The organism is Cupriavidus sp. IK-TO18, assembly GCF_015549295.1.
Lineage (GTDB): Bacteria > Pseudomonadota > Gammaproteobacteria > Burkholderiales > Burkholderiaceae > Cupriavidus > Cupriavidus oxalaticus_A.
Genome location: NZ_JADGMP010000029.1, coordinates 174,330 through 188,070 on the forward strand (window position 1 = coordinate 174,330; position 13,741 = coordinate 188,070).

Genomic DNA, 13,741 nt, shown 5'->3' on the forward strand with positions numbered 1-13,741 from the left:
GGCCGGCGATGGCAGGCGCTGCACGCGACCTGTCGCTATCACGGGCCAATTCCTATACTGGAGTGGCTCGTCCGGACGGTCCGGGCGGAACGGCCCGGCGGACGCGGCTATTCACTGCAATCGGAGGCCATCATGTTCAAGCACCTCCTAGTCCCCACCGACGGCTCCGCACGCGCCGAGGCGACAGTAGCCCGGGCCATGACCTTCGCCAGCCGCATCGGCGCCCGCGCGACCGGGCTGCATGTGATTCCCGAGTATCACGTATTGACGTACCGGCTGACCAGCCAGCAGGACACCAGGGACTCGTTCGCGGCCGAGGCCGCACGCCATGCCGATACCTTCCTGGCCGCCGTCACGCGTGCTGCCGGCCAGGCCGGAGTGCCGTGCGACACCGTCACCGCCACCGACGACCACCCGTGGCAGGCCATCATCCAATGCGCCGAGCAGCGCGGCTGCGACCTGATCGTGATGTCGTCGCACGGGCGGCGCGGGTTGCAGGCGTTGCTGATCGGCAGCGAAACGCAAAAAGTCCTGACGCACAGCACGATCCCGGTGCTGGTCCTGCGCTAGGCGCCAGGCATCGCGCGCGTTGCCGGCCGGCACGCCGGCAACGCGCTTTTTCCACCCCATGCCAACTGCAAGGAGCGCAACCATGGCGATTCGACTGGGTGAACAAGCCCCGGACTTCACCGCAGACACCACGGAAGGCAAGCTCAGCTTCCACGAATGGATCGGCGACAGCTGGGCGATCCTGTTCTCGCACCCCAAGGACTTCACGCCGGTATGCACCACCGAACTGGGTTACATGGCGCGGCTCAAGCCCGAATTCGACAAGCGCAACACCAAGATCATCGGCCTGAGCATCGATCCCGTCAGCGACCACCAGCGCTGGGCCAAGGACATCGAGGAAACCCAGGGCGCCGCCATCAACTATCCGATGATCGGCGACGCCGACCTGACGGTGGCCAAGCTCTACGACATGATCCACCCCGAAGCCAGCGGCGCCGGGCCGCGCACGGCGGTGGACAACGCCACCATCCGCTCGGTGTTCATCATCGGCCCGGACAAGAAGGTCAAGGCGATGCTGGTGTATCCGATGACCGCGGGGCGCAATTTCGATGAAGTGCTACGGCTGCTGGACTCGCTGCAACTCAACGCCAAGCACACCGTAGCCACGCCGGTGAACTGGAAGCCGGGCGAGGATGTCATCATCCCGACATCGGTCTCGGACGAAGATGCGAAGAAGAAATACCCGCAAGGGTTCAAGACGCTGAAGCCCTACCTGCGCACGGTGGAGCAGCCCAAGTAGCGCAATCGCGGGGTCCCGGCAGCGACCGGGCCAGGCCAGGCAAGGGAGAGAGAGCGAGCAAGGGAGCGCGGCAGGGCGTGGAGGTCACGCAGGACCGCCGGCAGGCGTCCCGGGCAGTTCGGCCGGGACGCCTGACTTGTCCACAGGATCTATCCACAGCTTCAGTGGATATCTCCCCTCTTGACAACCGCCAAGGGCGCGCCGGCCTTGGCTCGTACTGGAGTGCCCGTTTTATAGGCAAACCGTAAACATACGGGAATGCTTGCAGCCTGATTGATTTTGTGCCTTGTGCTGCCTAAGGCCAACCCGGTTGTGGCCTCAGGCACCTAACTCAGCGCCCGCTCAGCGCGTCAGCACCTGGCGGATGGTATCGGCCAGTTCCTTGGCGACGAACTTCGCCACGTAGGCATCCGCGCCCACCTTGCGCACATGCTCTTCGCTGGCTTCGCCCGATAGTGACGAATGAATCACCACCGGCAGCTGCTTGAGCCGGCTGTCGGCCTTGATCTTGCGGGTCAGCGTGAAACCGTCCATTTCGGGCATTTCGAGGTCTGTCAGCACCAGCGCCACTTCGTCCTGCACCGACTTGCCGTGACTGGCGGCCTCGCCGGCGATGCGGTCGAGCAGTTCCCACGCTTCCTTGCCCGACTTGGTCATCAGCACCGGTGCGCCCAGCGCCTTCAGTCCCTGCTCGATCAGGCCACGCGCCAGCGCGGAATCGTCGGCGGCAATTACCTTAAGGCCCGGGCGCAGGTTCAGCTGCGGACCCACCGAGCCCGGCTCGACGTCCGGCTGCCGCGCCGGCAGCACATCGCGCAGGATCTGCTCCACGTCCAGCACCTGCACCAGGCGCGCCTGGTCCGTGCCGGCATCCAGCTTGGCGATGCTGGTCACGTGGCCGGTGCGCACGCTGGCCTCGGCCGAGTGCACCTGGTTCCACTCCAGGCGCACGATTTCTTCCACCGCCTCGACCGCGAAGCCTTGCGTCGAACGTGCGTACTCGGTCACCAGCAGGATGCCGAGCCCGTTGCGCGGCTTGCATCCCACCAGCCTGGGCAGGTCGATCACGGGGATCACCTGCCCGCGGATATCGGCCATGCCCAGGATCGACGGGTCGGCCCCGACCACCGTCGTGACCTGCGGCATCACCAGGATCTCGCGCACCTTGAACACATTGATGCCGAACAGTTCGGACTGCCCGCTGTGCTCGGCGTCGCCCAGCCGAAACAGCAGCAGTTCGAACTGGTTGTTGTTGGTGAGGTTAGTCCGTTCGTCGATGTCCCTCATGGAACTGCTCATGCGTCGCTCCCGTGCCGTGCGTTGGATGATCTGTGGCCGCCGTGTATGCCTTGCCGTGCCGCCGCGGCGGCTGGCGGACGGCAGGTTTCTTGACTGGATATCGGCGCGGGGACTGGAGAGTTGAGGGAGATCGCCCGGGGGAGCATGTTCGGACTTCGTCGTTGGATATCGGATTGCTTCGTTCCTCGGCGGGCGTGTCGACTACGAGTTCCTCTACTTCCGCGGCGACGCCTTCCGGTACCGGCTGCGCGCCGAGCGCCACAAGGCCGAGCTGCCTACTTCGCAACCAGCGCCAGCCACGCCCGCACCGAAGCGCACCCGCAAACCTGCGCGTCAGCCTGGCGCGGCCTGCGCGAATTGCGCTACGCGCCGGGCTTCGCTGCCGCGATGGCGGCGCTGGCCGACGCCGCCGCGCCGGTGCGGCGCGAAGCGGTGACCGTGCTGGGCTGGCTCAGGCGCAGCGAAGCGCTGCCGGCGCTGGCGCAGGTCGCCGCCAGCGATGCCGACACCAAAGTCCGGCGCGCCGCGGCCGGCGCGCTCGGCCTGGCTGCCGACGCCTCGGCGCGCAACGCGCTGCTTGCCGCGCTCGGCGACAGCGCGTGGCAGGTGCGCGAGGAAGCGGCGCAGACGCTCGGCAAGCTCAGATTTGCGGAAGCCGTGCGCCCGTTGATCGGAGCGCTGGAAGACGCCTACTGGCAGGTCCGCCTGCAGGCCGCGCGCGCATTGGGCAAGCTCGGGGACCGGCAGGCGCTGGCGCCCCTCACCGTGCAGCTTGCCCATGCAATCAGTAAGCTGCGCAAGGAAGCCGCGCTGTCGCTTGGCAGCCTGCGCGATCCCGCCGCGCTGCCGGCGCTGTCCGCCGCGGCCAGCGACGCGGACCCCGAGGTGCGCAAGGCGGTGCGGATCGCGCTGGCGCAGATCGGCCATCCGCATGGCGGGGCCTGAGCATGCAGGTTCCGGCGCGGTTTAAACTGGCCAGGGTTGAAGGGACGCTGCGCATCCACTGGCCGGATGGAACGGTCCCCTCTCCCGCGCAGTGGGAGAGGGGAGCAAACCAGCAGCACCTGCGAGCAGTCGCTAGCCCCCCGCCAGCGCCTGCAGGATATGCACCTCATCGGTCTCCCGCAGCGGCGCATCCAGCCGCATCAACTGCGTCCGGTTAACGAAGACGCGGATATACGGCCTCAACTTTCCCTGCTCATCGACAATGCGGAACCGCATGCCCGGAAACTGCCGGTCAAGGTCGTCCAGCAGCGCGCCGATGTTCGCGCCGTGGGCTTCCACATACTCGCGCTGCCCGGTGTAGGAGAACAGCGGCGTGGCAATGCGTACTTGCATGGCTGCCCTCCGACTCAGGCCGGCCGCGCCACGCTGACGGCGTAGACCTGCGGCAGGTGGCTGGCGATGCAGCGCCAGTGCTCGCCTTCGTCAACACTCGCCCAGATCTCGCCGCCGGTGGTGCCGAAGTACACGCCCACCGGCCCGTGGCGGTCGGTGGCCATGGCCTGCCGCTTGACCGTGAACCAGCCCTGCTCTGGCGGCAGGCCGCGGTCCTGTCGCTGCCAGGTCTCGCCGCCGTCGCGGGTGACATAGGCCGCAGGGTGGCCGCCGGGACTGACGCGCGGCCAGACATCGCTGCCGTCCATCGGGAACACCCACACCGTGCGCGCATCGCGCGGATGCGCGACGATCGGGAAGCCGATGTCGCCCACCTCGGCCGGCATTGCCTCGCCGATGCGCTTCCACACACCTTCGCGCCGGTCCATGCGATAGATGCCGCAATGGTTCTGCTGGTAGAGGATGTCGGGATTGGCCGGGTGCTGCAGCACGCAGTGCGGATCCTGGCCGTATTCCGGGTTGGGGTCGGGCAGGAAGAGGGCCAGGCTGCCTCGGTTCAGCGGTTTCCAGTCGGCCCCCGCGTCGGTGCTCTCGAACACGCCGCCGCTGGACATGCCGATATAGAGATGACGCTTGTCGCGCGGATCGACCAGCACGGAATGCATCTTGGGCCCGTCGGGGGTGCCGTCCTGCTCGCCGCCGGTCCAGTTGCGCCACATCGGGTGGTTGTTGAAGCCCGGCACGGACTCCCACGTGGCGCCATGGTCGGTACTGCGGAACAATCCCTGCGGCGAGGTGCCGGCGTACCAGGCGCCGGGTTCGCTGGCGTGGCCGGGAGTCAGCCAGAACACATGGTCGACCACGCGGCCGGTCTCGCCTTCGGGCGCCTTGTCGAAAGCGGGCGGGCGCGTGGCCTCGGTCCAGTTGCGTCCGCCGTCGGCGGAGCGGAATACCGTCGGGCCAAGGTGGCCGGTGCGCGCGGTCATCAGCATCCGCGACGGCTCGCGGGGGTCCTGCACGATGTGGTGGATGGTGTGGCCAAGGAAGGTGGGACCTGCCACCTGCCAGTGGCCGCGGGCGGCATCGCTGGTCAGGGTCCAGGCACCCTTGGTGGTGGCGACCAGCAGCGTGATCGGGACGGTTTCGGGGGACGTCGTCATCATGGCTCCTGCGGGAAGGCCGTTGAACGATGCATCCGAGTCTAGTACATGTAGACAGTGTTCACAATTGAGATTGCACGAGTGCGATCGGCCCAAACAGCGCCATAGCCGCATCCAGCGAGTCGGTAGACAGCAGATAAAAGCGGATATCGGCACGTTAGCTGGACATCGGCGCACAAATATGGCATAAGCATGGTTCCCCGAATCCGACGCACCGCGCCCCCATGTCTCGCATCGTCCGCATCGCCGCATTGAACCGCCCGGCCCTGCCGGCGGCGGCGTTCGCCGTGACTTCGCAGCAACCGGGCTACGCCATTGACCACGCCGCCCACGGCGTGGTCCGCAGCGCCGTGCTTTTCCTGGCCGTGCGGGCAGCTCGGGACACTACCCTTCAGCAGACCTGAGCTTTCCTGCACGGCACATGGCGCGGATCGCCATCCGGCATCCGCTTGATCATGCAGCCAGGAGAAAGCCAGCCATGCCTCAGCTCTACCGCCAGACCCTTCTTGCCATGGTGGCGCTTGCCGCCCTTTACCTGCTCCTCGAAGCCTGAGGCGCAGCCATGGTCCCGTTTCCTTCACTAGGCCCGATGTTGGGCCCGATGTTGGGCCCGATGCTGGCCCCGACTCCGGTCCTGACCCGTCCCCTGGCATTGCGCATCGACGTGGAACTGGCCCCGGGCGAGATCGAGCGCGAATTGGACGCGCTCCACGAGCGCATCCACCGGCCCGGCGACCGCCTGCACGACATGCCCGCGCTGCCGGCGGGCACGCCGGCGCTGCGGCTGCGCTACCGCGAAGCCGACGGCGAGTACTACGTGTATGTGGAAGACCTGATGCAGCGGCGCCTGGCCGGCTATACCGTGTTCAACCGGCTGATCGAGGTGGGCCGGCGCGCCGACCCATGGGTGCGTGCGCCGCACACGAAGTTTGCGCCCGCTTACCAGCGCCGCGGCCTGGCCAGGGCGCTGTACCGCTGGGCGCTGGACGGCGGGCTGTGCCTGCTGAGCGGCGCCCGCCAGTCGGCAGGTGCGCACGCGCTATGGCAGGTGCTGGCCGCGGATTACGCCGGCGGCTATGTCGACCTGCGCCAGAAGACACTGACATGGCAGGGCGAGACGGTCAGCCCGCAGCAATGCGATGGCCTCCACACGCGCCGGCTGCTGCTGGGCCGCGGCTGGACCCTGCAGCAATTCATGGCACGTACCGGCATGTACTGAGCGCGGGCCGCGCCACGGAAGCGTCTTTACAGGTGCATCAGCGGCGCGACTGCGCGGGCGTTGTCGAGATAGAGCGTCCAGCCGCGGGCGAAGTAGTCGCGAACACGAGCCGACAGCGAGCGGCCGCTGCCCATGCGGGCGTAATCATCGGTCTCGCGCGCCGGTTCGGCGGCAGCACGGGCATTGGACCTGGCCTCGGGCCTGGCTTGGCGGGGTTGACGATAAAGCGTATCAGCGAGCACTTGCATGGCAATATTTCCTTTTCCGGATCGGAGAAATGTTCAGTGCCTCGCAATGCATATCTGACCGGGTTCTGGCCAGCCGCGCGAGGCAATTCAGGGTTATCCCTAGTATAGCGAAGTACCTCGTTCGGCATCCGGGTCATTACCTATAGGCCGTATATGGGTGGCGTGATAATTCCCTGCGTCCAAAGCGCCACCTGGCGGAAGCCTCAGCCTCAAAGATAATCATTCTCCACACTCGATATTCCGCACCGCGCATGCCGTGCATTCCGCTGCGGTTATGACGAGTCCCTCGCACTCACCTAGCCTTCAGCCTTGCCCAGATCAAGCCCGCACTAGAAGGCAACGACAAGCCGGCACACCGATAACAGCGGGTTGGCGAGGCCCTCCAGGCCTGCAGCCCAAAACAGCCCGAACCACGTGAGACAAGCCTGACGACGCGCCGTACGACGGACGTTGCAGCGCCCTGCAAGGAGACAGTTCATCATGATCGAGCAGCCCTATCCGTCGTCAGCGACGGAAGCCGATGCGGCACGCCCCAACGTCCCCGAGGTCCGGAACCGGCTCGACGCCTATTTCGAGATCACCGCGCGCGGCAGCACCCAGCGCAAGGAAGTGGTGGCGGGCATCACCACCTTCATGGCAATGGTCTACGCGGTCTTCGTCGTGCCCGGCATGCTGGGCAAGGCCGGCTTCGACACCAGCGCGGTCTTTGTCGCGGTGTGCCTGACCACCGCCTTCGGCTCGCTGCTGATGGGCCTGTGGGCCAAGCTGCCGATCGCGATCGGCTGCGCCATTTCCTTGACTGCATTCATGGCCTTCGGCCTGGTGCTCGGCCAGGGCCTGTCGCCGGCGGTCGCGCTCGGCGCAGTGTTCCTGATGGGCCTGATCTTCACCGCGATCTCGGTGACCGGGGTGCGTTCCTGGATCCTGCGCAACCTGCCGGCAGGCGTCGCGCATGGCACGGGCATCGGCATCGGCCTGTTCCTGCTGCTGATCGCCTCCAATGAAGTCGGCCTGGTGGTCAAGAACACCCACGCCGGACTGCCGGTGGCGCTGGGCAAGATTACCTCGTTCCCGGTGGTGATGTCGGTGCTCGGCCTGGCCGCGATCTTCGGCCTGGAGCGGCGCAAGGTGCCGGGCGGCATCCTGCTGGTGATCATCGCGATCTCGGCGCTGGGCCTCGTCTTCGATCCGGCGGTGAAGTTCACCGGCGTGTTCGCACTGCCGTCGCTGAGCGCACCGGGCCAAGCTTCGCTGATCGGCGCCATGGACCTGCGCGGCGCGCTGACCGCTGCGGTGCTGCCAAGCGTACTGGCGCTGGTGATGACCGCCGTGTTCGACGCCACCGGCACCATCCGCGCCGTGGCCGGGCAAGCCGGGCAGCTCAACGCCGCCGGCCATATCCACAACGGCGGCCGCGCGCTGACGGCGGACTCGGTCAGCTCGATCTTCTCCGGCTTCTTTGGCGGCGCACCGGCCGCGGCCTATATCGAATCGACCGTCGGCGTGGCCGCGGGCGCCAAGACCGGCCTGACCGCCGTGGTGGTGGGCCTGCTGTTCGTGGCGGTGATGTTCTTCTCGCCGCTGGCGGCACTGGTGCCGTCGTACGCCACGGCGCCGGCGCTGATGTACGTGGGCCTGCTGATGCTGTCCAGCGTCAGCCGCCTGCATATGGATGACCTGGTCGATGCGCTGGCCGGCCTGGTCTGCGCGGTGTTTATCGTGCTGACCTGCAATATCGTCACCGGCATCATGCTGGGCTTCTGCACCCTGGTGGTCGGCCGCGTGATCGCCGGCGAATGGCGCAAGCTCAATGTCGGCACCGTCGCCATCGCAGTGGTGCTGGCTGCCTTCTATGCCGGCGGCTGGGCGATCTGATCCTGCTTGATACATCCCGCATCCCGGGCAACTGGCCCGGGCTGTCTACGACAAGTTGTCTCCTCCACCGCGATCCAGGTGGATTTCAAGCCCGGGCTTCCTGCTTTCCCGGGCTGTTTTTTTTGGTGCGCGCCTTACTGCGCGCCCTGCATTGCCGCCGTATCCATGTACACCAGTTCCCAGACATGGCCATCCAGATCCTGGAAGCCATGCCCGTACATAAATCCCAGGTCCATCGGCGGCTTGTAGGTATTGCCGCCCGCGGTCACCGCGGCATTCACCATTTCATCCACGCGCGCTCGGCTTTCCATCGACAGGCACACCAGCACTTCGGTGAATTTGCGCGCATCGCAGATGTCATTCGGTGAAAAGCTGCGGAATTTGGCTTCGGTCAGCAGCATCACGAAAATGTTCTCGCCAACGATCATGCAGGTGGCGGTGTCATCGGTAAATTGCGGATTGAAGGTAAAGCCAAGACTGGTAAAGAACGCGATCGACTCTTGCAGGTCGCGTACTGGCAAATTGACAAAGATCTGCTGGTTCATGACGTCTCCGGAAAGCGTTGTACAACGCAGAGAACCAGTCTAGGTGCAAAATCCGGCAGCGCCAGCTTTTTCCTTTCCCGGAAATTGGAGCGGCGGCATTGCCATTCGCCGCACTAGGAGCACCGCAATGGCGCGCATCGGTGCGCTGTAAAACAGTGAGGCTGTGCGCAAACACAATCAATCCGTGCAATCCCCGTTATTTTTTGTAAAATTTTTATGTCTACCGACACCTGAGGTTCTAGTAACATGCAGCGGCCTAATTGCAGAAAGGGGAAATGAATGGCGACATACAAGCAACTCCTGGCAGAGAAAGAAGCGCTGGAAGCCAAGCTGAATGAAGTGCGTGCGACGGAAGTCGCCGGTGTGATCGACAAAATCCGCGAACTGATGACCGAATATGGCCTGACCGCGGAAGACATCATGCCCCGGCGCAGGCGCGGCCGCCCCGCGGGTTCGGCCGGCAAGGCGGCCGCCTCGGGTTCGACGCTGCCCCCCAAGTACATGGATCCCAAGACCGGCAAGACCTGGTCCGGCCGCGGCCGCGCCCCGGCATGGCTGGGCAAGCGCCCCGAGCGCTTCCTGATCGAGCAGTAATCCCGCCTGTCGGCCAGGCGGGGGCCTGCCCGGCGCGCTATCGTTCCGGCGCCGCCCAGGGCGCCGTCACAGCGCCTGGCACACATACTCCTTGCGCAGCGCGCGGAAGCCCTTCTGCGTCGGTTCCGCCGTCAGGCGCGCGCCGCCGGCTTCCAGCGGCTGCATCCGCAATACCTGCGCCGAGCACTGGCTCGCGCTCTCGTCACGCTGATACCGGATTTCATAGAGGCCGCCCGGCGCGGGCACGAACGACACCCCGGCCGCGCAGCGCTGCTCCGGCAACGGCGGCTCGGCGATGGACGTCACGGCCACGTAGATGCGCCGGCCTGCCTCGACCAGCCGTTCGCGCGTGCGTTCCGGCGGCTCGGGCGAGCGCCCCGGCAGGCCCAGTTCGCGATCCCGTCCCATTGCCGACAACTGCTTGCCCGTGCCGGCCAGGATCAGCGGCCGTGCCGGCACCGGGCACCTGGCCGGGTCGACCACCGCGAAAGAGGTGATTTCTTCGGTATTGGTCAGCAGCCGCACGCTGGCCGTGGGGGCGCCCGATGGCACCCGGTATTGCGCCACGCAGCCGCATAGTGCCGCGGTGGCGGCCAATGTGGCGAGGCAGGTCAGGCGGGAGGGGACTGCGGACGACCGGTCATGGCGCATGGCGGCAGGCAGTTTGGCATCGCGGTTACGCCAGCCGGGCGATCGCTGGCAGCGGGAAAGCGGCAACATCGGTGGAGATAGGCCACGAACCATGCGCGATACCGGCATGCACGGCATCCGGCGGTGACACCGTCGCGGCTTGCGCAGTGTTGCCCTGCTCCCAAAACCGTGCAGCATACCGGTTTCCGGCAGATTGCGGCAGCCGCACAAACCCATGTTGAAAACCCCGGCGTGATATCCACAGAATCTGTGGATATCCTGCCTTCACCCTCCCCGGAAGCCTTGGTCTGTGCGGCAACGCACCGGACCGCACAAATTTTAGGCAACGCGCTGCATCGATCGCGCATCGACCCTCGTCAGCGCGTCGAAGCCTCCCCCGGTGTTGCGCCCCCTTGCCCAGCCCGCCGGTTGCGCTGCCTTGACCACACATCCTCCCCCCGCGTGCCCTTGAAGGCGCCGCCACCACCGCGTAATCTCAGTCTTACCGGGGGCTAGCACAGGTGCCTTGCGCCAATTTGCCAGCCAATAACAATGCCACTACAAGAGCCAATCCAGGCCAGGCCGTTTCCTCGCGACCTGCTGCACGCGCTGCGTGAAGGCGGTTACGATGTGTCGGCGCTCGTGCCTGCTCCTGAATCCGATCCCGAGTCTTCCGCCCCGTACACGCCCGAGGCCGGGCCCCAGCAGGCGAGCCACCTGCTGTGCGCGGTCTACCAGGCCACCGGCGATCCCGCCATCGGCCTGTGGCTGGGCAGCCGGATGCAGCCCGACCTGCTCGGCCTGGCAGGCATGCCGGCCATGGCGGGCCCGTCGTTGGGCACGGCGCTGCGGCGTATCGCGCGCTACCAGAAGCTGATGATGGGCGACCGCATCGAACTGCGCCGGCAGGGCGAAGAGGCCTGGGTCTGTATCCGCCCGAGCGAGCCGGAGGCGCCTGACACCCGCCCCCGCATCGACATGGAGTTGTGCTCGCTGCTGGCCTTCGGGCGCCAGTTCACGCGCAAGCCGCTGCATCCGCTGCGGGTTTCGCTGCGCATCGGCCAGCCCGACTGGCACCTGCGCTATACCGAAGCCTTCGATTGCCCGGTGCGCTTTGGCGAACCGGAAGACGCGATCGTGTTCGGCCGGCGCGACCTGTCGCTGCGCCTGGTCGCGCGCGCCCACAGCCGTCCGGCTGCGCCCGCCGCCATGCGCGACGCGCAGCGCGCGGCGGCATCGCTCGACGACGTGCGAGCCGCCCTGCACCAGCTGGCCGGCGAGCGCGCGCTGAGCCTGGCCGCGGTGGCGCGCCACCTCGACATCAGCGAACGCACGCTGCAGCGCCGGCTGATGGCGGCAGGCACGGGCTTCCGCGCGCTGTGCGAAGATGTGCGTCGCGAACTGGCCGGCCGATACCTGACCGAGGGCAATATGTCGCTGGGAGAAATCGCTTTCCGGCTCGGCTTTGACGATGCCAATTCGTTCTTCCGCGCCTTCCGCCGCTGGACCGGCATGACACCGGGCGACTACCGGCGCTCGGCGGCGCACCCGCAGGGTTAGGGCAAGCGGCCCGATTCCCCCTCCCCGGCCGGCTTCATGCGCCGGCCGGCGCTTCCCACGGCGGATTCTCGCCGTACTCCTGCGCGAGGGAGGTCGAATGCAGCGCGATGCCGAAGCCGGCCAGCGCTGCGTCCGCCAGCAGCTCGCCGGTATTGGCCTCGATGCGCCCACGCACCCGCACCGCGATTTCCCCGCCCTGGCCGTCGCCCAGTCTCCAGACGTCCTGCCGGCCCTGGCTGCCCACCAGCACCAGGCAATCGTGCCGGGCCAGGTCATGCGGCGTGCGCGGCGTGCCGCGCCGGGCAGGTAATCCGGCGCGGCGCACAGCACGCGCCGGTTGCTGGCAAGGCGGCGTGCCACCAGCGAGGAATCGTCGAGCGCGCCGATGCGGATGGCCAGGTCGAAGCCGGCGCTGACGAGGTCGAGCACGTTGTCGGTCAGGTTCACGCTGACCGATAGCCCGGGATGCCGCTACAGGCATTCTTCCACGGAACCGCAGCAGCCTGTCAGGCAATACTCGGGAACCAGAGTATTCGCATCACTCAACCCGGCTTGCCGTCCACCCGTGGGCGCGCAAGCCGCGGCGCATAGGTCAGTGCATATAGACCAAACCCCGCCACCCAGCACGCCCCCGCGCCCCAGATCCAGTGCAGATAGCCGGCCGGCCATGCCATCGGACCGAACACGCGCAATACCGCGGCCATGGCAATCAGCCAGTACGCCACCGTTTCGGTGCGGCCGGCCACCAGCATGCGCCCGGTATGGCCCAGAGCGGTGCGCGTGATCATGGCGATGATGGCCACGCCGAGCACGCCCACCGTGAACGCATGGGTCGCCAGCCCGGCCATCACCAGCCCCAGCGCGCCCAGTGCCTGCAGCAGCAACGCTAGCGGCAGCCACGCATAGGCGAGATGCAGCACCCACAGCAGTGGCCGGTTGCCCACCGCATAGCCGCGCCATCCCGCCACGCGCACCGCCAGCACGCCGGCAGCGAGCAGCGACAGCGCCGCGGCCAGCCATGCCGGCAAGGGCAGCAGTCCCGAGGCCAGCCCCAGCACCGTTGCCGGGATCACCATCCGATCGGCCTGCTGGTACTGCCGCAGGCGGAAACCGGGAATCGCGTTGGTGGTAAACATCGGGATCACGCGGCCGCCGATCACCACCACGAACAGCGTCACCAGCGCCACGCCGGCGCGACAGGCATGCAGCGCCGCGACGTCGTGCCCGCCGGCCTGCAGCCACAATGCAGCGATATTGGCCACGGCGAGCAGCCACAGCGCCAGTGCGAGCGGGTAGTTGCGCCGGTTGCCGGCCCTGGCCAGCGTGCGCGTGAAGGCCAGCGCCGCCAGCGGCAGGAATGCGCCTTCGATGGCGAAGGCAACGGTGCCCGGCGCGATCCACATGCCAACGCGTCCCGCCAGCCACAACAGGAACAGCACGGCCAGCGCGGCACCGGTCGGCGTGGGCTGACTGGTCCAGGCGCGTCCCGCGGTGAACAGGAAACCCACCACGATCGCCGCGGCAAAGCCGAACACCATCTCGTGCGCGTGCCAGAACATCCCTGGCAGCACCGGCGCCGGCCCGACCGACTGCATGCCCGCGAGCATTGCCGACCATGCCGCGATCGCCAGCGCGGCAAAGGCCGCGCCGCCCAGGTAGAACGGCCGGAACCCCAGCGCGAACAAGGCGAAGCCACGCGGCGGCGGCCCGCCCGGTTTTTTGCCGGAAGGCGAAGGCCGGGAAGGAAGGATCGGGATGGTTTCCATGGCGGGCGGAAGGGTCGGTATATCTGGTGAATCCGGCAGTGCCGGGGCGGCAGGCGTCAGATTCTTGATCTGGCGCAGGATTGCCGCAAGCACGCAAACGGGTGCCATGCGTGCTGCGATCACGATAGCACCAGCGCCGCGCCACCAACCTCCGCCGGTGGAACTACCTCCAACGACAGATCGCTCCATGTGGCGTGC

Annotated in this window: 15 protein-coding genes and 2 pseudogenes; 9 read left to right on the top strand and 8 right to left on the bottom strand. The window is 67.0% G+C overall.

The annotated features are described in order from the left end of the window. The first annotated feature begins 132 nt into the window (after nucleotides 1-132). Nucleotides 133-570: a universal stress protein gene (locus tag IPF36_RS21265; protein WP_133095898.1), complete on the top strand. Its 438-nt coding sequence runs from the start codon at nucleotides 133-135 to the stop codon at nucleotides 568-570. A gap of 82 nt (nucleotides 571-652) precedes the next feature. Further along, nucleotides 653-1,309 carry a peroxiredoxin gene (locus tag IPF36_RS21270; protein WP_133095899.1) on the top strand — a complete coding sequence of 219 codons (657 nt, stop codon included), beginning with the start codon at nucleotides 653-655 and terminating at the stop codon, nucleotides 1,307-1,309. Between the two features lie 342 nt (nucleotides 1,310-1,651). On the opposite strand, the gene IPF36_RS21275 is transcribed toward IPF36_RS21270, so the two are convergent. Then, nucleotides 1,652-2,608, bottom strand: a complete 957-nt coding sequence (locus IPF36_RS21275) for a chemotaxis protein (protein ID WP_133095900.1) — start codon at nucleotides 2,606-2,608, stop codon at nucleotides 1,652-1,654. A 330-nt stretch (nucleotides 2,609-2,938) separates the two neighbouring features. On the opposite strand from IPF36_RS21275, the pseudogene IPF36_RS21280 reads away from it, so the two are divergent. Continuing rightward, a pseudogene (locus IPF36_RS21280) lies at nucleotides 2,939-3,553 on the top strand (HEAT repeat domain-containing protein); the annotation flags it as partial. A gap of 132 nt (nucleotides 3,554-3,685) precedes the next feature. On the opposite strand, the gene IPF36_RS21285 reads toward IPF36_RS21280, so the two are convergent. Together IPF36_RS21285 and IPF36_RS21290 are read right to left on the bottom strand one after the other, a co-directional pair. After that, a complete protein-coding gene (locus IPF36_RS21285; protein WP_063237368.1) occupies nucleotides 3,686-3,946 on the bottom strand; it encodes a MoaD/ThiS family protein in 261 nt (86 codons plus the stop codon). 14 nt (nucleotides 3,947-3,960) lie between these two features. Next, nucleotides 3,961-5,109 carry a glycosyl hydrolase gene (locus IPF36_RS21290; RefSeq protein WP_255519862.1) on the bottom strand — a complete coding sequence of 383 codons (1,149 nt, stop codon included), beginning with the start codon at nucleotides 5,107-5,109 and terminating at the stop codon, nucleotides 3,961-3,963. A 221-nt stretch (nucleotides 5,110-5,330) separates the two neighbouring features. Between IPF36_RS21290 and IPF36_RS21295 the strand changes: the two genes are divergently transcribed. From IPF36_RS21295 to IPF36_RS21300, 3 genes are read left to right on the top strand one after another with little or no spacing between them, the layout of a single operon-like run. Next, complete coding sequence (locus IPF36_RS21295; RefSeq protein ID WP_133095901.1) at nucleotides 5,331-5,510, top strand: glycosyl hydrolase; 180 nt, start codon at nucleotides 5,331-5,333, stop codon at nucleotides 5,508-5,510. A gap of 17 nt (nucleotides 5,511-5,527) precedes the next feature. Beyond that, entirely contained in the window at nucleotides 5,528-5,659 is a 132-nt protein-coding gene (locus IPF36_RS34795) for a hypothetical protein (protein ID WP_255519863.1), read from the top strand. Between the two features lie 60 nt (nucleotides 5,660-5,719). After that, nucleotides 5,720-6,325 (top strand): N-acetyltransferase, encoded by a 606-nt coding sequence (locus tag IPF36_RS21300; RefSeq protein ID WP_255519864.1) that lies wholly within the window; start codon nucleotides 5,720-5,722, stop codon nucleotides 6,323-6,325. A gap of 26 nt (nucleotides 6,326-6,351) precedes the next feature. Here the strand turns inward: IPF36_RS21300 and IPF36_RS21305 are convergent, their stop codons facing one another. Continuing rightward, nucleotides 6,352-6,573 carry a hypothetical protein gene (locus IPF36_RS21305; protein ID WP_135703185.1) on the bottom strand — a complete coding sequence of 74 codons (222 nt, stop codon included), beginning with the start codon at nucleotides 6,571-6,573 and terminating at the stop codon, nucleotides 6,352-6,354. 480 nt (nucleotides 6,574-7,053) lie between these two features. Here IPF36_RS21305 and IPF36_RS21310 point away from each other — a divergent pair, with 480 nt between their 5' ends. Then, nucleotides 7,054-8,448, top strand: a complete 1,395-nt coding sequence (locus IPF36_RS21310; RefSeq protein ID WP_195430033.1) for an NCS2 family permease — start codon at nucleotides 7,054-7,056, stop codon at nucleotides 8,446-8,448. A gap of 134 nt (nucleotides 8,449-8,582) precedes the next feature. On the opposite strand, the gene IPF36_RS21315 is transcribed toward IPF36_RS21310, so the two are convergent. Beyond that, complete coding sequence (locus IPF36_RS21315; protein WP_135703186.1) at nucleotides 8,583-8,993, bottom strand: VOC family protein; 411 nt, start codon at nucleotides 8,991-8,993, stop codon at nucleotides 8,583-8,585. Between the two features lie 279 nt (nucleotides 8,994-9,272). Here IPF36_RS21315 and IPF36_RS21320 point away from each other — a divergent pair, with 279 nt between their 5' ends. Then, nucleotides 9,273-9,587, top strand: a complete 315-nt coding sequence (locus IPF36_RS21320) for an H-NS histone family protein (RefSeq protein ID WP_135703187.1) — start codon at nucleotides 9,273-9,275, stop codon at nucleotides 9,585-9,587. Nucleotides 9,588-9,653: 66 nt separating this feature from the next. On the opposite strand, the gene IPF36_RS21325 is transcribed toward IPF36_RS21320, so the two are convergent. Next, nucleotides 9,654-10,238, bottom strand: a complete 585-nt coding sequence (locus IPF36_RS21325; RefSeq protein ID WP_133095906.1) for a hypothetical protein — start codon at nucleotides 10,236-10,238, stop codon at nucleotides 9,654-9,656. A gap of 531 nt (nucleotides 10,239-10,769) precedes the next feature. Here IPF36_RS21325 and IPF36_RS21330 point away from each other — a divergent pair. Beyond that, nucleotides 10,770-11,777, top strand: coding sequence for an AraC family transcriptional regulator (locus IPF36_RS21330; protein WP_135703188.1), 1,008 nt, complete (start codon nucleotides 10,770-10,772; stop codon nucleotides 11,775-11,777). A 34-nt stretch (nucleotides 11,778-11,811) separates the two neighbouring features. On the opposite strand, the pseudogene IPF36_RS21335 reads toward IPF36_RS21330, so the two are convergent. Together IPF36_RS21335 and IPF36_RS21340 are read right to left on the bottom strand one after the other, a co-directional pair. Beyond that, nucleotides 11,812-12,248 (bottom strand): annotated as a pseudogene (locus IPF36_RS21335) (substrate binding domain-containing protein); the annotation flags it as partial. A 71-nt stretch (nucleotides 12,249-12,319) separates the two neighbouring features. Then, nucleotides 12,320-13,543, bottom strand: coding sequence for an NnrS family protein (locus tag IPF36_RS21340; RefSeq protein ID WP_195430405.1), 1,224 nt, complete (start codon nucleotides 13,541-13,543; stop codon nucleotides 12,320-12,322). Nucleotides 13,544-13,741: the final 198 nt, after the last annotated feature.